At 63.3% G+C, this 18,492-nt stretch carries 16 protein-coding genes, 1 tRNA gene, 2 rRNA genes and 1 pseudogene (1 of these 20 cut by a window edge); 9 read left to right on the top strand and 11 right to left on the bottom strand.

Going from position 1 to position 18,492, the window contains the following annotated elements; genetic code table 11:
- The 5 genes and pseudogenes from NKH02_RS12460 to NKH02_RS12480 all read left to right on the top strand — a co-directional run.
- Positions 1 to 883 (top strand): 23S ribosomal RNA (locus NKH02_RS12460) (it extends 1,939 nt beyond the left edge of the window).
- A gap of 277 nt (positions 884 to 1,160) precedes the next feature.
- Positions 1,161 to 1,275: ribosomal RNA gene (gene rrf / locus NKH02_RS12465) — 5S ribosomal RNA — on the top strand.
- A 225-nt stretch (positions 1,276 to 1,500) separates the two neighbouring features.
- Positions 1,501 to 1,577 (top strand) — tRNA-Met (locus NKH02_RS12470).
- A 314-nt stretch (positions 1,578 to 1,891) separates the two neighbouring features.
- Positions 1,892 to 2,449, top strand: a pseudogene (locus tag NKH02_RS12475) (FGGY-family carbohydrate kinase); the annotation flags it as partial.
- Positions 2,446 to 4,062 carry a GMC family oxidoreductase gene (locus NKH02_RS12480; protein ID WP_352879059.1) on the top strand — a complete coding sequence of 539 codons (1,617 nt, stop codon included), beginning with the start codon at positions 2,446 to 2,448 and terminating at the stop codon, positions 4,060 to 4,062. The pseudogene NKH02_RS12475 and the gene NKH02_RS12480, both read left to right, overlap by 4 nt.
- Positions 4,063 to 4,074: 12 nt before the next feature.
- Here NKH02_RS12480 and NKH02_RS12485 read toward each other — a convergent pair whose 3' ends face one another.
- Positions 4,075 to 4,992 carry a LysR family transcriptional regulator gene (locus NKH02_RS12485; protein WP_352879061.1) on the bottom strand — a complete coding sequence of 306 codons (918 nt, stop codon included), beginning with the start codon at positions 4,990 to 4,992 and terminating at the stop codon, positions 4,075 to 4,077.
- A gap of 132 nt (positions 4,993 to 5,124) precedes the next feature.
- Here NKH02_RS12485 and NKH02_RS12490 point away from each other — a divergent pair, with 132 nt between their 5' ends.
- Together NKH02_RS12490 and NKH02_RS12495 are read left to right on the top strand one after the other, a co-directional pair.
- A complete protein-coding gene (locus NKH02_RS12490; protein ID WP_352879063.1) occupies positions 5,125 to 5,763 on the top strand; it encodes a DsbA family protein in 639 nt (212 codons plus the stop codon).
- A gap of 36 nt (positions 5,764 to 5,799) precedes the next feature.
- Positions 5,800 to 6,411, top strand: a complete 612-nt coding sequence (locus NKH02_RS12495; RefSeq protein ID WP_352879065.1) for an NAD(P)-dependent oxidoreductase — start codon at positions 5,800 to 5,802, stop codon at positions 6,409 to 6,411.
- Between the two features lie 22 nt (positions 6,412 to 6,433).
- On the opposite strand, the gene NKH02_RS12500 is transcribed toward NKH02_RS12495, so the two are convergent.
- The 7 genes from NKH02_RS12500 to NKH02_RS12530 form a co-directional block, all read right to left on the bottom strand.
- Positions 6,434 to 7,216, bottom strand: a complete 783-nt coding sequence (locus NKH02_RS12500) for a hypothetical protein (protein ID WP_352867749.1) — start codon at positions 7,214 to 7,216, stop codon at positions 6,434 to 6,436.
- Between the two features lie 120 nt (positions 7,217 to 7,336).
- Positions 7,337 to 7,867, bottom strand: a complete 531-nt coding sequence (locus tag NKH02_RS12505) for an L-2-amino-thiazoline-4-carboxylic acid hydrolase (RefSeq protein WP_352867747.1) — start codon at positions 7,865 to 7,867, stop codon at positions 7,337 to 7,339.
- Entirely contained in the window at positions 7,864 to 8,649 is a 786-nt protein-coding gene (locus NKH02_RS12510; protein ID WP_352879068.1) for an ATP-binding cassette domain-containing protein, read from the bottom strand. The genes NKH02_RS12505 and NKH02_RS12510 overlap by 4 nt, the downstream gene beginning before the upstream one ends.
- Positions 8,646 to 9,644: an ABC transporter ATP-binding protein gene (locus NKH02_RS12515; protein WP_352879069.1), complete on the bottom strand. Its 999-nt coding sequence runs from the start codon at positions 9,642 to 9,644 to the stop codon at positions 8,646 to 8,648. The genes NKH02_RS12510 and NKH02_RS12515 overlap by 4 nt, the downstream gene beginning before the upstream one ends.
- The gene (locus tag NKH02_RS12520) at positions 9,641 to 10,471 is read right to left on the bottom strand and encodes an ABC transporter permease (RefSeq protein ID WP_352879072.1); all 831 of its coding nucleotides are present in this window, start codon (positions 10,469 to 10,471) and stop codon (positions 9,641 to 9,643) included. The genes NKH02_RS12515 and NKH02_RS12520 overlap by 4 nt, the downstream gene beginning before the upstream one ends.
- The gene (locus NKH02_RS12525; RefSeq protein ID WP_352879074.1) at positions 10,468 to 11,454 is read right to left on the bottom strand and encodes an ABC transporter permease; all 987 of its coding nucleotides are present in this window, start codon (positions 11,452 to 11,454) and stop codon (positions 10,468 to 10,470) included. Before NKH02_RS12525 ends, NKH02_RS12520 begins: the two co-directional genes overlap by 4 nt.
- An 87-nt stretch (positions 11,455 to 11,541) precedes the next feature.
- Positions 11,542 to 13,152, bottom strand: coding sequence for an ABC transporter substrate-binding protein (locus NKH02_RS12530; RefSeq protein WP_352879077.1), 1,611 nt, complete (start codon positions 13,150 to 13,152; stop codon positions 11,542 to 11,544).
- Positions 13,153 to 13,526: 374 nt separating this feature from the next.
- Between NKH02_RS12530 and NKH02_RS12535 the strand changes: the two genes are divergently transcribed.
- Positions 13,527 to 14,717, top strand: a complete 1,191-nt coding sequence (locus NKH02_RS12535; RefSeq protein WP_352879079.1) for a M24 family metallopeptidase — start codon at positions 13,527 to 13,529, stop codon at positions 14,715 to 14,717.
- A 211-nt stretch (positions 14,718 to 14,928) separates the two neighbouring features.
- On the opposite strand, the gene NKH02_RS12540 is transcribed toward NKH02_RS12535, so the two are convergent.
- From NKH02_RS12540 to NKH02_RS12550, 3 genes are read right to left on the bottom strand one after another with little or no spacing between them, the layout of a single operon-like run.
- The gene (locus NKH02_RS12540; RefSeq protein ID WP_352879082.1) at positions 14,929 to 15,345 is read right to left on the bottom strand and encodes a cupin domain-containing protein; all 417 of its coding nucleotides are present in this window, start codon (positions 15,343 to 15,345) and stop codon (positions 14,929 to 14,931) included.
- Between the two features lie 4 nt (positions 15,346 to 15,349).
- Positions 15,350 to 16,213 (bottom strand): phosphoenolpyruvate hydrolase family protein, encoded by an 864-nt coding sequence (locus NKH02_RS12545; protein WP_352879085.1) that lies wholly within the window; start codon positions 16,211 to 16,213, stop codon positions 15,350 to 15,352.
- An 11-nt stretch (positions 16,214 to 16,224) separates the two neighbouring features.
- Positions 16,225 to 17,421 (bottom strand): Tm-1-like ATP-binding domain-containing protein, encoded by a 1,197-nt coding sequence (locus NKH02_RS12550; protein WP_352879088.1) that lies wholly within the window; start codon positions 17,419 to 17,421, stop codon positions 16,225 to 16,227.
- A 108-nt stretch (positions 17,422 to 17,529) separates the two neighbouring features.
- Between NKH02_RS12550 and NKH02_RS12555 the strand changes: the two genes are divergently transcribed.
- Positions 17,530 to 18,225, top strand: a complete 696-nt coding sequence (locus NKH02_RS12555; protein ID WP_352879091.1) for a TetR/AcrR family transcriptional regulator — start codon at positions 17,530 to 17,532, stop codon at positions 18,223 to 18,225.
- The last annotated feature ends 267 nt before the right edge of the window (positions 18,226 to 18,492 follow it).

Raw genomic sequence — 18,492 nt, forward strand, 5'->3', positions numbered from 1 at the left:
GACTCAGTGAAATTGAATTCCCCGTGAAGATGCGGGGTTCCTGCGGTTAGACGGAAAGACCCCGTGCACCTTTACTATAGCTTTACATTGGCATTCGTAGTGGCATGTGTAGGATAGGTGGTAGGCTTTGAAACCTGGGCGCCAGCTCAGGTGGAGCCACCCTTGAAATACCACCCTTATTACTATGGATGTCTAACCGCGGCCCGTTATCCGGGTCCGGGACAATGTATGGTGGGTAGTTTGACTGGGGCGGTCGCCTCCTAAAGAGTAACGGAGGCGCGCGATGGTGGGCTCAGAACGGTCGGAAATCGTTCGCTGAGTGCAATGGCATAAGCCTGCCTGACTGCGAGACTGACAAGTCGAGCAGAGACGAAAGTCGGTCATAGTGATCCGGTGGTCCCGCGTGGAAGGGCCATCGCTCAACGGATAAAAGGTACGCCGGGGATAACAGGCTGATGACCCCCAAGAGTCCATATCGACGGGGTTGTTTGGCACCTCGATGTCGACTCATCGCATCCTGGGGCTGGAGCAGGTCCCAAGGGTATGGCTGTTCGCCATTTAAAGCGGTACGTGAGTTGGGTTCAGAACGTCGTGAGACAGTTCGGTCCCTATCTGCCGTGGGTGTAGGAATATTGAAAGGATCTGTCCCTAGTACGAGAGGACCGGGATGGACGGATCTCTGGTGGACCTGTTGTGGCGCCAGCCGCATAGCAGGGTAGCTATATCCGGACGGGATAACCGCTGAAGGCATCTAAGCGGGAAACCCACCTTAAAACGAGTATTCCCTGAGAACCGTGGAAGACGACCACGTTGATAGGCCGGGTGTGGAAGAGCGGCAACGCTTGAAGCTTACCGGTACTAATAGTTCGATCGGCTTGATCGTTCTCATTCCTTATGCCCATTTGACGAAGTCAAATGGTCTTACCAGCGCTCACGCATGAGCGGCCCCTCCGGGGCCTATGCTCCGCGAGGGCGCCGGAAAACCGGCGACGCGCAGTCGCGCTTGCGGGCTTATGCCCGAAGCGCCCTGTAGAAAACGTCGCCTTGGCACGGAAAGACGGGCAAATGGCGCATGCTTATAGCGAGCAGGTATCTCCTACTCACTATTCCCTACTGCCTAATCCCTAACTCAGCTTCTCGAACAACGTGCGTTTTGCCGACCTGGTGGTTATGGCGGAGCGGCTGCACCCGATCCCATTCCGAACTCGGCCGTGAAACGCTCCAGCGCTGATGGTACTTCGTCTCAAGACGCGGGAGAGTAGGTCGCTGCCAGGTCTGCTAAACGCACGTTGATCTCACATCCAAATCGGATGCAGGGAAATCTTCTCCTTACTTTTGTTGATGCATGTCGTTGCCCCAAAACCGCCAAGCACTTTGGGCGACATGCATAAGGCCCGCCAAGGGAAGCCCGGGCCGCGCAAGCGGCCCTTTCATTTGGCGAGCCATATACCTATTTGTAGGCCATCCTATTCGTAGGCTTGCGCTTACAGCCAAGGTTGACGCGGGGTGGAGCAGCCCGGTAGCTCGTCAGGCTCATAACCTGAAGGTCACAGGTTCAAATCCTGTCCCCGCAACCAAATCCAACAATCAAACGGCCCGCTCAATGCGGGCCGTTCGCGTTTGGGGCTTCTCGGAACGAGCCGGCCGGAAAGCCTTCATGATCAATCCCCATGTCGCTGACCGGAAACGGCTTATGCTCGTCCGTGCGTCGCCCTGCCGCCCAACGCAGGATTCCTAACGACATGGAGAGAGCGTCACGCTGCAAGCCGAGCAGACGTCACCAACATGAGACCGGGCGCCAGACTATGAAGGCGCGGCCGGCGATCAGCTCACCGCGAACGTCCCGCCAACATTCCGTCTCCGCTTCGCCGCCAAACGCGAGAGGGCCTTGCCGTTCGAATTGTGCAGCGAACTCGTCGCTTCCGTCGATCCGAACGGCGACATTCCGATCTATCATCCCTTCCTGTACTGCTCGCAGCGGAATGGCCGAATGGCCATGCGCGCGCCGGCTTCTACGGTATCGCCGGCTGGCACGGCCGGGCACATCTGCCGCGTGCACTGTTCAAGGGCGTCGCCTTCGAGCACAAGCGCCATGTCGAGACCTTGCATCGGGCAGGCGCCGAATTCGACAGCGTGGTGCTGTCTGGCGGCGGCTCGCGCAGCAGCGTGTGGCCGAAGATCTTCGCCGATGTGCTCGGCGTTCCCGTTACCGTGGCGCGCAGCCGCGAAACCGGAGCCCTGGGGGGCGGCGATCGCGGCGGGCACCGGTGTTGGCATATTCGTTGACTACAGCGCCGGTGCGGCCGCCATGACGGCCGCCGCCCGACACTTTGTGCCTGACGAGGCGGTTGCCGACGCATACGCACGGCGGTATCGACTCTACGGCGAGATCAACCAGGCGATGACCCCGATGTGGGAGCGCATCGCCGCACAGCAGGCACGCACGTGAGCGAAGCTTCACCGTCCCCGTTCGGCAGTTATGATTACGTCATCGTCGGTGCCGGCTCCGCCGGCTGCGTGCTCGCCAACCGGCTCTCCGCCGATCCGCGCAACAGTGTGCTGTTGCTCGAAGCCGGCGGCAGCGACCGTTATCACTGGGTCGATATCCCGATCGGCTACCTCTTCTGCATGGGCAACCCGCGGACCGACTGGATGATGAAGACCGAGCCGGAAGCCGGTCTCAACGGACGCAGCCTCAACTATCCGCGCGGCAAGGTGCTTGGCGGCTGTTCATCGATCAACGGCATGATCTACATGCGCGGCCAGGCAGCCGACTATGATGGCTGGCGTCAAGCCGGCAATGCCGGCTGGGGCTGGGACGACGTCCTGCCTTACTTCCTCAAATCGGAAGATTATCACGGCGGCAAGGGCGTCATGCACGGAAGCGGCGGCGAGTGGCGGGTCGAACGGCAGCGCCTGTCATGGCCGATCCTCGACGCATTCCGGGACGCGGCCGAGGAACTCGGCATTCCGCGCACCGATGACTTCAACACCGGCACCAATGAAGGCTCGGGTTATTTCGAGGTCAACCAGAGGAAGGGCGTGCGCTGGAACACCTCGAAGGCGTTCTTGCGCGGCATAGCGGCGCGCAAGAACCTGCGCGTGGTGCTCGGCGCGGAGACCATGCGGCTCGAATTCGAAGGCCGGCGCGCAACCGGACTGGTCTTCCGAAAAGACGGTGGCCTGCATCGCGTGTCAGCCGGCCAGACCATTCTCGCCGCCGGCGCCATCAACTCGCCGAAGCTGCTCGAACTGTCGGGGGTAGGCCGCCCCGACCTGCTTTCAAGCATCGGCGTGGATGTTTATCACGCCTTGCCAGGCGTCGGTGAAAACCTGCAGGACCATTTGCAGATCCGCACCGTCTTCAAAGTCGCCAATACTGCAACGCTCAACCAGCGCTACCACAATCCGGTCAGCCGTGCGTCGATGGGGCTGGAATACGCGCTCAAGCGCAGCGGGCCGCTGTCGATGGCGCCAAGCCAGCTCGGCATCTTTGCCAGGAGCGATCCGCGCCTCGAAACACCTGATCTCGAATATCATGTGCAGCCGCTGAGCACCGACCGTCTGGGCGAGCCGCTGCATCGGTTTCCAGCGGTCACCGTGTCGGTCTGCAATCTGCGGCCGGAAAGCCGGGGTACCGTGCATATGGAATCGTCCGACCCGCATGAGGCGGCGAAGATCCGGCCGAACTATCTTTCCACCGAGGGAGACCGCAGAGTGGCCATCGCTTCGCTGCGCCATGTCCGCAGTCTGATGAAGGCCTGGGCCGTGGCGCGCTTTGCGCCGGAAGAGATGCTGCCCGGCGCGCAATATGACAGCGACGAGGACCTCATCCGCAAGGCCGGCGATATCGGCACGACGATCTTCCACCCCGTCGGCACCTGCAAGATGGGGTCGGACTCGATGGCGGTGGTCGACGACGGCCTGCGTGTTCACGGACTTGCCGGGCTGCGCGTGGTCGATGCCTCGATCATGCCGACAATCGTTTCGGGCAACACCAACTCTCCGGTCGTCATGATCGCGGAAAAGGCATCCGAGATGATCCTGCAGGAGTCTCGCTGACAGCCGTCGGCTTCAAGCCAGGGCAACGCCGCGCGATCGCCTTTTCTCGGCGGCCGCGAGCAGATCGACGAAGGCGCGCACCTTGGCGGGCCGGAACCGGGCCGGTGGAAAGACGGCGTGGATGCCGCCGGTCGGCAAACTCCAGTCGGCAAACACCGGCACCAGCCGCCCTTCGGCGATATCGTCGCCGACGCTGTAATCCGGGAACACGCCAAGCCCGATGCCGGCGAGCACGCAAGCCAGAGCGGCGGGGCTCTTGTCGCACATGACGATCGGATTGAGTTCGGTCAGCACCGTTTCACCATCCCTGGAAAACAGCCATTGGCCGATGCCGCGTAGTTGTGCGTTGCCGACCCAGGCCAGCGATCTTGCCTGGCGCGGCGTCACGTCGGGAGGCAGGGTTGCCGCGAAGCCAGGGCTCGCCACCACGGTCTGCCTTATCGTGCCCAGGCGCCGCGCCTGGTTCGAGGAATCGGTGAGCCAGCCGACGCGGATGCCGAGATCGATCTGCTCGTCCACCAGATTGCTTACCGCATCGTCGAAGATCGCCTCGACGCGTATATGCGGATAGGTTCTGAGATAGGCCGCCATGACCGGGGCCACGATCTTGGTGCCGTAGTCGAGGGGCGCGGTCAGTCGCAGCGCTCCGCTCGGTTCGACGGCTCCGCGCGAGATTTCCCCATAGGCCGCCTCCGCTTCCCGCAGGATGATCATCGCGCGGTCATAGAACAGGCGGCCCTCTTCGGTCGGCGTGACACGCCGTGTCGTGCGTTGCAGCAGCGTTGCGCCCAGTTCCTCCTCGAGCTTGCCGATCTGATGGCTGACCACGGCCTTGGCGACGCCGAGCCGGTCGGCAGCCGCGGTGAACGAGCCGGTTTCCATCACCGTGGTGAAGTAGGCCAGCCGGTTGAGGTTCAGAAGTTCGGCCAAGGTGGCAGCCTTTGTCTGATTGGATCAGACAGTTTGTATTATTGAGGGCTATTTTTCGCAAGACCGCCGTCTGCCACATGTGAGCCAAGCCATTCGACGAAGCCGGCAGCCAGACCAGGGATAGCAGCGATTATGAGCAACTCAGAAGTGACCTATCTTTTTGATCCGCTCTGCGGCTGGTGCTATGGCGCCACCCCGATGCTCGACAGACTGTTGGCCAGCGGCCTGCGCGTCGAGCTGCTGCCAACCGGCCTGTTCTCCGGTGCTGGCGCGCGTCCGATGGATGAAGGTTTTGCGGCGCACGCCTGGGCCAACGATCAGCGCATAGAGCGGCTCACCGGACAATCGTTCACGCCGGCCTACCGGCACAATGTCCTCGATATCAGCGGGACCCTGCTCGACTCGCACGCCGCCACGCTCGGCGTCAGCGCCGCCGGCCTGGAAGATCCCAGCCGCCGGCTTGCCGCGTTGAAGGCGATTCAGCGGGCGCGCTACGTGGAAGGACGCGACGTCGTCACGATCGGCGGTATGGCCGAGGTGCTCGCCGCCGCCGGCATGGCAGACGCCGCCGAGATGCTTAAGGCGCCGACCGAGACATTGCTGACGGCGCACCGCGAGTTGGTCGGCCGAGGCCGCTCGCTGTTCCAGCGCCTGCATGCCGATGGCGTGCCTTCGCTGGCGGTCATCCGCAACGATGCGCCCCGGCTCATCGGCTCGAACGCGCTGTTCGGCAGCTTCGACAATCTCGTCGCCCATATCGCGGCGGCGTGATCCCCAGCAAACCTTCAACAAGGAAACTGAAAAGACATGGCAAAAGTCGCTCTCATTGGTGCATCCGGCGCGGTCGGCTCGCGCCTTCTCAAAGAACTCTCCGATCGTGGCCACACGGTCACCGGAATTGCGCGCAACCCGGAAAAGATCGCCGCCCTCCCGGGTGTGACCGCTAGGAAGGGCGATATTTTCGATAAGGAAGGTCTCGCTGAGCTGATCCGCGGCCATGATGTGGTGATCAGTTCGGTGCATTTTCTCGACAGCGACGCCGACACGCTGATTGCCGCCGTGCGTGCCTCCGGCGTGAAGCGCTATCTCATCGTCGGCGGCGCCGGCAGTCTCGAAGTCGCGCCCGGCAAGCGGTTGGTCGATACCCCCGAATTCCCTGATATCTACAAGGCCGAAGCGCAGAAGGGTGCCGACTTCCTCGACAAACTGAAGACCGTTGACGATCTCGACTGGACGTTCCTGTCGCCATCCGCCGTGTTCAGTCCGGGCGAGCGCACCGGCACATTCCGTCTCGGCAAGGACACGCTTCTCGCCTCGGCCAACGGCAGCAGCATTTCCTTCGAGGACTACGCCATCGTCATGGTCGACGAGATCGAGAAGCCTGCCCATGTCCGGCAGCGCTTCACCGTCGGCTATTGATCGAACAGGCGTCGGCCGGGTCTCAATCGAGGCCGGCCGACGCCAGGCGCGCCAAGGCTTCGCGGACGCCGACGCGCCGGTAGGTCTCGGTGACGAGGCCGTCTTGTCTCAGCGCCTCGCGGCGGCGTTCAACGAAGGCGCGTTCCTCGCTGGTCAGGTCGTGCTCGCGCTTGCGGAGCCACTCCTGATAGGACGGATCGACTTCCTTGACCGGCTTAGCCGCCGTCGAAACCGAAGCCGGCCGGCTGTCGGTGTAGCGAGGCCGCAAGGCGCTGTTGGGATTGTATTCAGTTCGCCTGTCGTTGCCTGAAATGGCGAGGTCGGAATCCGATACCCGGCCTGACGGGCTGTAGACGAATGCCGAGGCGATGCGGTCGAGCGCCGCGTCGACTTCCTTCGGCCGGTGCACGACCTCGCGCGGCTGGCGATCGGGGACGGCCAGCCGGGTGATTCCGCGATCATTGATGGCGTCGAGCACCTCGCGATGATCGAGCGAGGTGATGACTTCGCGCCGGGCCGGCCAGAAATCATAAGGCGCGTGCGCGCCATGGCCCTTGCCGATATGGAAGGCATAGATTTCCGGGTAGACCGTCAGCTCGGTGCGACGGCTCGGCTTGACGTCGTAGAACGAGGTGATGGCGATCTGCAGCAGATGGGTCGCGCCGATGCCGCCAAGCGCATCGTCGATTACCAGCCCGAAACGGTCATGCGGGTTCCAGTTCGGCAAGGCGTCCGTGATCGAAGCCGGCTTGCCGTCGATCTCGACGTCGAACATGTCCGCTTTCAGCAATGTCACGACATGCATCGTAGTATTTCCTCAATGAGGCGCCGGCCGCCGATTCGTTTGCTCGATCAGAGCAAGGAAGGAGCCCGCTGTCACCTTGTCCGGCTTCCTTCCAAACGGCGTCGGCGTCGCCAATGCCCTTCAGTTCGGTGAGGTGTGTCCATCATCTGTGCTGGCCCTGTCTGTCAGCGCGATATGACAGCAGCCGGAGCCGTGGCCCGGTGTCCAGGTGACATTGTCGAAACGAACGCCGGTCGCCTCGAACAGGCCGCGGTCAAAGGCGCCGGCAATACGGCAGAGCGTGGTGAGCTTTTCATCGCCGACCCCAGCCTCGACCCAGGCGTCTTTCAGGGGGCAGCGCTTCACTTTGAAGGCGATGCGATCATCGCTGCGTTCGACATCGGTCGGGTACATCAGGCCGCCATCCGGACTGACGGCCAGGAAGGCCTCGCCGATCGCGCGTGCGTCATTGGGGCCGAAGCCGGCGAAGGCGGCTGCGGCCACTTCCTTGCCGCGCTGTTCGATGGCGCGGATCATGACCGCTTCGGCCTTTTTGGCGCCCAGCTCTCCGGTTAGTTCCTCGAGGAACAGGCGGTACAGATCGGCTCGGTTGCGAAAGGCGGAATCGAGTTCGCGCGACAGTTTCTCGGCTCTGGCTTCGGGGTCGGTCATGATGCGTCCTGTGTGGTCCGGTTCAATCTCGGTGCGGCCGCCACCAGCGCCTTGCCGATGGCCGATTGCGGTGCGCCGATGACGGTTCGGGCATCGCCGCTCTCGGCAATCCGCCCGGCGTCGAGAAGCACGACGCGGTGGGCGATGGCGCTGATAATGCCGAGATCATGTGAAATGAAGAGATAGGCAATCTGTTCCTGGCGTTGCAGGTCAAGCAACAGGTCGAGGATCTGTCCGCGCACGGAAACGTCGAGCGCCGACACCGCTTCGTCGAGCACGATCAGCGACGGTTTCGTCGCGATGGCGCGCGCAATGGCGACGCGCTGCCGCTGGCCACCGGAGATTTCATGGATGGCGCGGGCGGCAAGGTCGGCCGTCAGCCCGACACGCTCCAGCAAGGCGGCGATGCGCCGCAGGCGCTCGGCGCGGGAAGCGATGCCATGGATGCGCAAGGGATCGTCGAGCACGCGTGCCACCGTGGCGCGAGGGTTGAAGGCGGCAAGTGGATCCTGGAACACCATTTGCAGGCGTGCGCGACGCGCTCGCAGCGCCGCGCCAGTCAAAGCCAGGAAATTATTGCCTTCGAAGTTGATGCGGCCAGCGTCCGGCTCGATCAGCCGCAGCACCAGCCGCGCGATGGTCGACTTGCCGCTGCCGGAGGGCCCGGCCAGCGCCAGCGTCTCGCCGGGGTCGATGTGAAAGGAGACATCGTCGATGGCAGCGATGGCCTTTTTGTCGCGACGGTAGCGTTTGGTGAGGTTGGACGCGGTCAGCAGGCTCATGCGTGGAGCTCGGCGCGGTTCAGCAACGGCTTGGTGTCGAGGCCGATATGGGCGTCGAGCAGCGCGCGTGTGTAGGCTTGGCTAGATGCATTGATGATCTGCGCCGTCGTGCCAAGCTCGACCAGCTGGCCATAACGGAAAACGGCGATGCGCTCGGCAAGCTCAGCCGCCAGCGCGATGTCGTGGCTGATGAACAGCAGCGTCATGCCGTCCTCGGCCACGAGGTGCCGGATCAAGGCGACGATCTCGGCCTGCACGATGGTGTCGAGCGCGCTGGTCGCCTCGTCGGCGATCAGCAATTTCGGACCGGCCGCGATGGCCGCGGCGATCGCCACACGCTGCTTCTGGCCACCGGAGAGTTGATGTGGGAAGGCGCGCAAGGCCGAGTCCGGGTCCGGCAGGCGGACGCGCTCCAGCAAGTTTTTTGCCTTCGCATACGCTTGTGCCCATGTGAGGCCGAGATGGGTGCGCGCGACTTCGGCGATCTGTTTGCCGATTGTCATCACAGGGTCGAGGCTGGCTGAGGGATCCTGGAAGACGAAGCCGATGTCGCGGCCGCCGAGGGGAACGATTTTAGGCTGGCGATCCTTCGCACCCCCCTCTGTCCTGCCGGACATCTCCCCCGCAAGGGGGGAGATTGCTCCTTCATCTCGGCCCTCGCCAATCGCCAATGGTGCAGAAGGGGAGCTGTCGGCGAAGCTGCCAATCTCCCCCCTTGCGGGGGAGATGTCCGGCAGGACAGAGGGGGGTGCCTTGGTGCCCAACCTTGGCGGTGGATGTGAGAACCAATCGATCCGCCCTCCAATCCTGGCGCTCGCCGGCAGCAGTCCGGCAATGGCCAGTGCCAGCGTGCTCTTGCCCGAGCCGCTTTCGCCGATGATGGCGAGGCGTTCGCCAGCGGCGATGTCGAGGCTGACGCTCTTCAGTGCCGCCACCTCGCTGCCGTCGCGGCGGTAAGTCACCGTCAGGTCGCGGATCGTAGCCAGGGCGGTCACGAAAGGCCTCTCCTGACTGCCGTTGTCTCGACGATGCCTTCACCGGCGAGATAGACGCCGAGCACGGTCAGAACCAACGCTATGCCCGGAACGATCGACAGGAAGGGTGCGGTGCGCAAAACAGTGCGGCCTTCTGCTATCATGCCGCCCCAGGTGACCCGGTTGGGGTCGCCCAAGCCGAGGAAAGACAAGGCCGCTTCGGTGAGGATCGCGGCGGCGACGATCACCGACGACATCGCCAGCACCGGTGGCAAGGCGTTGGGCAGCACCTCGCGAAAGGCGATCGCCAGCGGGTGCATGCCGATGACCCTGGCCCCGGCGACATAGTCACGTTCGCGGATGGAGAGGACTTCCGCGCGGGCCACTCTGGCAGGTCCGGTCCAGGTGCCGAGCGCGATGGCGATCACAACGATGCCGAGTGAAGGCCCGACGACGCTGACGAAGGCCAGCGCCAGCAGGAAGCTCGGCACCGTCTGGAAGGCGTCGGTGATGCGCATCAGCACCTCGTCGACGAGGCCGCCGGCAAAGCCGGCCAGCGTGCCGACCACGGCGCCGACGACAAGTGCGGCGGCCGCGGCCGCGAGCCCGACGGCCAGCGATGTGCGGGCGCCATGAAAAAGCTCGGCCAGCACGTCGCGGCCGAGCCGGTCGGTGCCGAGCGGCAACGACCAGGCCTGAAATGGCGGCAGCAGCGCCGGGCCGGCGATGGCCTGCGGATCGCCTGGGAACAGCAGCGACGCCGACAATGCCATGGCTATCAGCGCCGCCAGAAGGATGGCGCCGGCAACCGCCTCGGGCGTGCGCAGAAAGCGGCAGGGCTGGCTCATGTGCCGGTCTCGCTCGCGCCGACACGCGGATCGAGGAAGGCATAGGCGATGTCGACGAGAAGGTTGATGACGATGACCAGCACGGCGCTGGTAAGTATAATGCCGAGCAGAAGCGGCGTGTCGCGGGAGGCGACTGCCTCCTGCGCCAGCCGGCCGAGGCCAGGCACGGAAAAGACGCTCTCGATGACGACGCTGCCGCCGAGCATCTGCGCCGATTGCAGGCCCAGCATGGTGACCAGCGGCAGCAGCGCGTTGCGGGCGACGTGGGCGAGGACGATGCGCCGGCGGGAAAGCCCCTTGGCGCGGGCGGCGAGCACAAAATCCTCGCGCCAGACCTCGGCCATGCCGGCGCGCATCATGCGCAGATAAAGCGCCAGATAGATGAAGCCTAGCGCCGCGACCGGTAGGGCGAGATGGACGGCGATGTCGGCGGCGCGATCGAGGCCCGTCTTGTCCGAGGCCAGTGTTTCGATGCCGCCGATCGGCAGCCAGCGCAGGTCGACGGCAAAGACGACGATCAGCACCAGTCCTAGCCAGAAGCCCGGCACGGCATAGAGCGCCAGCGATCCGATCGACAGGAAGCGGTCACGGAAACTGCCCGGTCTGGCACCTGCATAGATGCCGAGTGCCGAGCCGAGCCCGAAGGAGAGCGCGGTGGCGCTCACCATCAGCAACAGCGTGTTGGGCAGGCGTTCCAGGATCACGTCGCGGATCGGCCTGGAGAAAGTCACCGACTGGCCGAGATCGAAATGCAGCAACGCCCAGAGATAGTTGGCCAACCGCGTCAGCTCCGACTGGTCGAGGCCCCAGCGATGGCGCAACAGCTCGATCATGCCGGCATCGCCGCCGGTCGAGACGATGTAGGCGTCTACCGCATCGCCGGGGGCTGCTTCGAGCAGCAGGAAGGTGCCGACGACGACGATCAGCAGCACGAAGACACTGCCGACGAGGCGACGGCGGAGCAGGGTAAGGGCGCGGGTCATGGGAAAAGGATGCCGGTGTGAAGGAACGCGGCCTTAGGCCATGTCTCGACACCGATTTCGCCGCGAACTCTCATCCGCGCAATTGTGTCACGATTCCAGATACGTGTCCGCCCAGTTCGACACCGCCCAACGCGGGTTGTTGGCGATATTCCCAACGGTGTCGCGGGCGACGCTGATAAAGCTCCATTCGGCGACATTGATCAGCGGCAGGTCGGTAGCTACCGCCTTCTGGAACTCCTTGTAGAGGTCGGTGCGGGCAGTGGTGTCGAGCGTCTCGGATGCCTTGGCGATGAGGGCATCGAGCGCGTCGTTCTTGTAGCCGCCCTGGTTGGAGAACGGCACGCCGTCGGGAATACCGCTCTGCACCAGAATGGTGGTCGAGATCGCCGGGTCGCCACGGAACACCGGCGGGCCGACGGCGAGGTCGAAGGCGTGATCGGTGTAGACGGCCTTGATGTGGCCGGCCGAGTCGTTGTTGACCAGCTCTGCGTCGATGCCGATGGCGGCCAGCGCCTGGCGCAGATAGTCGCCGAATTGCTTGGTCTCGTTGAAGTAGGGCGCGGGCAAAAGCTTCAGCGAGAAGCGCTTGCCGTCCGGGCCTTTCCTGTACCCGGCTTCGTCGAGCAGCGTGTTGGCCTTGGCGACGTCGAATGGATAGGTCGGCACGTCGGCGGTGTAGAATTGCGGATCGTTCTTCGGCACCGGACCGGTAGCGGTTGCGGCGTAACCGAGGAACACTGTCTTGACGACGAAATCCTTGTCGATGGCATGCGCGATCGCCTGCCGCACTTTCACGTCGGCCAGTTCCTTGCGGCGATGGTTGATCTCGACGACGAGCTGGTAGGTGAGCCCCTCATAGCCCTTCGAGATCACCTTCAGGCCCGGCACTTTCGAGATGCGGTCTAGATCGGCCAGCGGCACGGCGGAGAAGGCTGCCAGCTGGATCTCCTCGGCTTCCAGAGCGCTCGCCGCGGACGTGCGATCCGGCAGCACCTGGTAGATGATCTCGTCGAGATAGGGCTCGTCCTTGTCCCAGTAATCCGTGTTCTTCGTCAGCCGGTAATATTGGCCTGCTTTGTACTCGCCGAATTTGAACGGCCCGGTGCCGATGGGCGCGTTGTTGGCTGGGTTGTCCTCGATCTTGCCGACCTCGTATATGTGCTTCGGCACCACGCTGCTCAGCGCCGGCAGCGCGTTACGGATCAGCTGGAACGGTGTCGGCCTGGCAAATTTGAACACGGCGGTGAGATCGTCAGGGGTGTCGACGCTGGCCAGATCCTTGAACACGGTGCGGCCGAGATTCTGCAGCGGCTTCCAGATCTCCAGCGCCGAGAAGGCAACGTCGGCCGAGGTGAACGGCTTGCCGTCATGCCATTTGACGCCGTCGCGCAATTTGAAGGTCGCGGAGAGCCCGTCGGCCGCACCTTCCCAGCTTAGCGCCAGCCGTGGCGCGAGCCCGTCCTTGCCGTCGAAGGAGGCTTCGGCCAGCGTTTCGACGATCTTGCTGGAGATGAAGAAGACGCCGTTGGAGGCGACGATCGCCGGGTTGAGGTTGCGTGGTTCGGAATCGGCGGCAAGCACCAGCCGGCCACCCTTCTTCGGCGTCTGGGCCCAGCCGGATGTCGGTATGGCGGGGGAGGCCAGCAGCATCGCCGAACCGGCAAGCATCGTGCGTCTCGAAATCGTGAAATCTGACATGATCGAACTCCGTCCTCTCCGCGACCCGGCCGGGTGCGCCAATACCCCTCGAACGCCGGCGAGCCCGCCAGCATCCCCGCGGCGGCGATTATGGGCCTTGCCGAGGGTTTCGCCAGAGACGGAATTGGCGCATCCTCGCTTGGCTTTGAAATTTTCGTCCGCTGGACCAGTTTGGCGGAGGCGACTCTATTCGGTCAATCTGGTAGGACCAGATTGACCGAATATGCGACAGATGACGCCATGGTGGCATCGAGTTGTGCTATTTTCGCCTCTTTCTGGCTGGACCAGAGCGGGCAAAATGGTGCAGATTTGATCCAAAGCCAAGGGATCGGGAGCGGAACTTCGGCGATCCCGGGCAATTCAGGGAGAGAGAGATGAACATTGCTCCGGGCAAGAATGCGGTCGGCAATATCCCGTTCGACCAAGCGCGGGTTGACCAACTGATGGAAGAGGCCGGCATCGATGTGCTGCTGGCGACCTCCAAGCACAACACGCAGTATCTGCTGGGCGGCTACAAATTCATCTTCTTTGCCGCCATGGATGCGATCGGCCACAGCCGTTACCTGCCGATCGTCGTGTATGAAAAGGGCGGGCCGGACCATGCCGCCTATATCGGCAACCGCATGGAGGGCGGCGAGCATCAGAACAACCCGTTCTGGACGCCGACGCTGCACGCCGCCTGCTGGGGCACGCTCGATGCCGCCAATCTCGCCGTCGAGCACCTGCGGAACATCGGCAAGACGGGTGCGCGCATCGGCATCGAGCCGGGCTTCCTGCCGTCGGACGCCTATACGTTGATCCGCAAAGCGCTACCGGACGCCAAGCTGACCGATGCGACCGAGATGCTGGAGCGCATGCGCGCCATCAAGACCGCTGCCGAGCTGGAGAAGCTGCGCACGGCATCCGAACTGATCACCGATTCCATGCTGGCGACCATCGCCTGGGCGCGCGAAGGCACGACCAAGAGCGAGATGATCGAGCAGCTGCGGCGCGAGGAGACCAATCGCGGCGCGCATTTCGAATATTGCCTGCTGACTTTGGGCTCCAGCCACAACCGCGCCGCCTCGCCGCAGGCATGGAAAAAGGGCGAGGTGCTGTCGATCGATTCCGGCGGCAACTACCACGGCTATATTGGCGACCTCTGCCGCATCGGCATTCTCGGCGAACCGGACGCTGAACTCGAGGATTTGCTGGCCGAGGTCGAGGCGGTGCAGCAAGCAGCCTTCTCAAAGGTCAGAGCGGGCACGCTTGGCGGCGACATGATTTCGCATGCCGAGGGCGTGCTGAAGGCCTCGAAGGTCGCGGCCTACACGGATTTCTTCGCCCACGGCATGGGGCTGATCACGCACGAAGCGCCGTTCCTGATGACCAACCATCCGGTGACCTATGAAGGCACCTATGCGGCCAAGCCGCTAGAGAAGAACATGGTGCTGTCGGTCGAGACGACCATGCTCCACCCGACGCGCGGCTTCATCAAGCTGGAAGATACGGTTGCCGTGACGGATGCTGGTTATGTGATGTTCGGTGATCGGGGCAGGGGGTGGAACAGGGGTGGGATTTCATAGAACCCAGGGCTGGCGCTGCCCCTCATCCGCCTGCCGGCACCTTCTCCCCGTATAGTGACCGGGGAGAAGAGGGCAGCCGCGCCCTCGGCACCTATTTTGCGGCGTTGAAAATTGGCGAAAGCGCCGATGACTGCGTCTTTCTCCCCGTCACTATACGGGGAGAAATGTCCGGCAGGACAATGAGGGGCGGCGCCACCTTATAATAAGCTCATCACTGCCCCGCAGGGATCAGCCTGAAATCCGGCAGTTCCCGTAAACCCAGTTCCGGACCAGCCGGTGAATAGACGACGAAGAGCTGCATCGGCCCGTCGCCGGTGTTCAGCGTCGAATGAAATCGGCTTTCCGGCACATAGATGGTGCAGCCGGGGCCGACTGTCTCGAGCACCGGATTGCCCTTCTCGTCTTCGACCATCTGCTCGCCATGACCTGATATGACGAAGATGATTTCCTCGGCGCCCGGGTGGTTGTGGCGCGTATGGCCCTTGCCGGATGGCAGGTCGACGACACCGCCGGAAAAGCGGGTCGCGCCATTGACCTCGGGCGCGACCGTCAGCGCCAGCCTTCCCCAGTCGAAGCCGAAGGCGCTGACGTCCTTCGGGTAGACAAACATCTTGCTCTTGTCGGTCATCTCATCATTCCTTCTTTTTCTTCGGGGTCTTCCCGTCACCAAGTGTGACCGCCTTGAAATCGACGGTCTGTTTGGCGATCGCCGCCTCGGCCGGCAGCCGTTCCATCGAGCTTGCGCCATAGAAGCCGTGCAGGCCCTTGCAGCGGTCGAGGATGTAGCGGGCGTCGTCCGGCATCGAGATCGGGCCGCCATGGCAAAGCAGGATGACATCCTTGCGCACCGAGCGCGCGGCGTTGGCGATGGCGTCGATCTCGACGACGCAGTCATCGAGCGACTTGGCCGAGGTGGCGCCGATCGAACCGCCTGTCGTCACGCCCATATGGGCGACGACGATGTCGGCGCCGGCTTTTGTCATGGCGCGGGCCTCGTCCGGATTGAAGACATAGGGGGTGGTCAACAGGTCGAGCTTGTGCGCCTCGGCGATCATGTCGACCTCGAGGCCGAAGCCCATGCCAGTCTCCTCGAAGCTTTGCCGCATCTGGCCGTCGAAAAGGCCGATGGTCGGAAAATTCTGCACGCCGGAAAAGCCCATCGTCTTCAGTTCGGCCAAGAGCAGCGGCATGATGACGAAGGGGTCTGTGCCGTTGACGCCGGCCAGCACCGGCGTCTTCTTGACCACCGGCAGAACCTCGTAGGCCATTTCCTTGACGATCTCGTTGGCATTGCCATAGGCGAGGAGGCCAGCGGCCGAGCCGCGGCCGGCCATCCGGTAGCGGCCGGAATTGTAGATGATGATGAGGTCGATGCCGCCCGCTTCCTCGGCCTTGGCCGACAGGCCGGTGCCGGCGCCGCCGCCGACGATCGGCACGCCCTTTTCGATCATTCCCCTGAATTTCTTCAAAATGTCCTTGCGCGGTATGGCGGGCATCTTTTTGAATCTCACTGTCTGGCGATGTCGAGAAAAGCCGCGACCGCGGCCTTGGCGAATTCGGGGTCGTTGATGTGCAACGGCAGGCGCGTGACGCGGCGCGTGCTGTTTGGCCGGATGGTGCGCTCGATGGCTTCGAACAGGACGGCGTCGGCTTCCGGATCAAAGAAGGCGCCGCCTTCGATGTCGAGCGCCGAGACGCCCTTTTCCGGAACGAGAAAATGCACCGGCCCCTCGCAGAGGGCGAGCCTGGCGCCGATCCATTCGCCGATCGCGCGGCATTCCTGCGCCGTGGTGCGCATCAGCGTGACGTTGGGATTGTGTTCATAGAACAGCCGACCGCGATGGTGCTCCGGAATGGTCGACGGTGCCCAGAAGTTGACCATGTCGAGCGCGCCGACCGAACCGACATAGGGCAGCCTGGTGCGGGCGATGGCGCCAAAACGATCCTCGGTCGCCGGCAGGACGCCGCCGAACAGCAGATCGCAGACTTCGGTCGTTGTTATGTCGATGACGCCGGACAGCAGGCCGCTGTCGGCCAGCTTCTCCATGCTGCGGCCGCCGGTGCCGGTGGCGTGGAAGACCATGCCGTCATAGGTCGAACGAAGCTGGTCTGCGATGGCGGTCACGCAAGGCGTGGTGACGCCGAACATGGTGAGGCCGATGGACGGTTTGCCGTCGGGTGGTGGCGCCGGCCTTGCCGCCATGCCCGATATCGCCTGGGCGGCATTGTGCAGGACGACGCGGGACAGCCGATTCAGTCCGGCCATGTCGGTCACCGCAGGCATCATGATGACGTCGGAAACGTCGACGTAAGGTGCGGTATCGCCGGAGGCGAGCGTCGAAACCATGATCTTGGGCAGGCCGAGCGGCAGGGCACGCATGCCCGACGTGATGATCGAGGTGCCGCCGCCACCGCCAATGCCGATCATGGCGGCGATATCGTTTCGCGATTGGGCAAAGCGGGCAAAGGCGATGCCCATCGCGGCGACCGCTGCGCCGCGGTCACTGCCGCCGAGCACGGCGCCGCGGCCATCGGGATGGTGGCCAGCAATTTCCTTTGCGGTGATGTCGACAGGAACGGTTGCGTCGCGCGTTCCGACATCGACGCGGGAAACGGCGGCACCGGTTGCGGTGATCGCGTCGGCCAGGAAGGCGAGTTCCTCACCCTTGGTGTCAGCGGTGCCTACCACGTAGATGCGCTTCATTGCGGTTCCCCAATCCAGGCGGGCGCGATGCTGCCCCCCACTCATTGCCCGGCTGCTCAACGATGCGAAGGCCATTGCAAATTTTTGAGACTGGCGTATCGTATTGATATGGATGTCTCACGTCAACAATTCACGGCGAGCGACGATACCCAGCGGGGAAGAGGCCCAGTGCCAGAGCGTGGACCGCGCGCGCGCACGAAACGGCTGATGCTGGAGACGGCGACGAGGCTGATGCAGGCGGGTGTCACGCCGTCGATCAGCGAGGTCGCCGAGGCAGCGCAGGTTTCCCGTGCAACCGCCTATCGTTATTTCCCGAGCCAGGCGGTACTGGTCCAGGCTGTCGTCGATGAGGGGCTGGGGCCAATCCTCACTTGGCAGTCGACGTCGACGGATGCGGAGCGCAGGGTCGCCGACCTGTTCGACACGGCCATGCCGCGCATCGAGGTCTTCGAAGCAACTTTCAAGGCGGCACTGAAGCTGTCGCTCGATCAATGGGCACGGCGTCAGGCCGGCACGCTGGACGGTGAGCCGGCTTTCACGCGCGGCCACCGCATCGAGTTGCTGAAAGAGGCGATCGCGCCGCTCAAGCGCCGTCTCCCGCCGCGCGAATTCAAGCGGCTGGCGCAGGCGCTGTCGCTGATCTTCGGCGTCGAGGTGCTGATCGTGCTCAAAGATATCTGGGGGTTGGACAGTCGCCGGACGATGTCGGTCGCGCAATGGGCGGCGGGGGCGCTGGTGCGTGCGGCGGTCGCGGAATCGATCGGTGACGGCGGCGACATTGATCCAACGGCAGTCGCGAAATAGCGCCCATCTGGTTCGACCAGATTGGCATGCCGACTGCTGATATTAGCCGCAGTGCGGGGTAGGGGGCAACGCACGCGTGTATCACTGAGTAGGAAAATCTTGGTAAAACAGGCAGATAAACCTAAAATCCGATAGCAATGGCCAAGTCGAGCCGCCAAGAAAGGACTTGACGTGCGTGCAGAATTGGTAATACCAGATCAGGTAAGAAAAGCGGATCGAAAGTGAGGGCTGCGATCCATTTTCCGGCAGGGCGAGGAGGCTCGAAAC

This window comes from Mesorhizobium sp. M1396 (assembly GCF_040317725.1).
GTDB lineage: Bacteria > Pseudomonadota > Alphaproteobacteria > Rhizobiales > Rhizobiaceae > Mesorhizobium.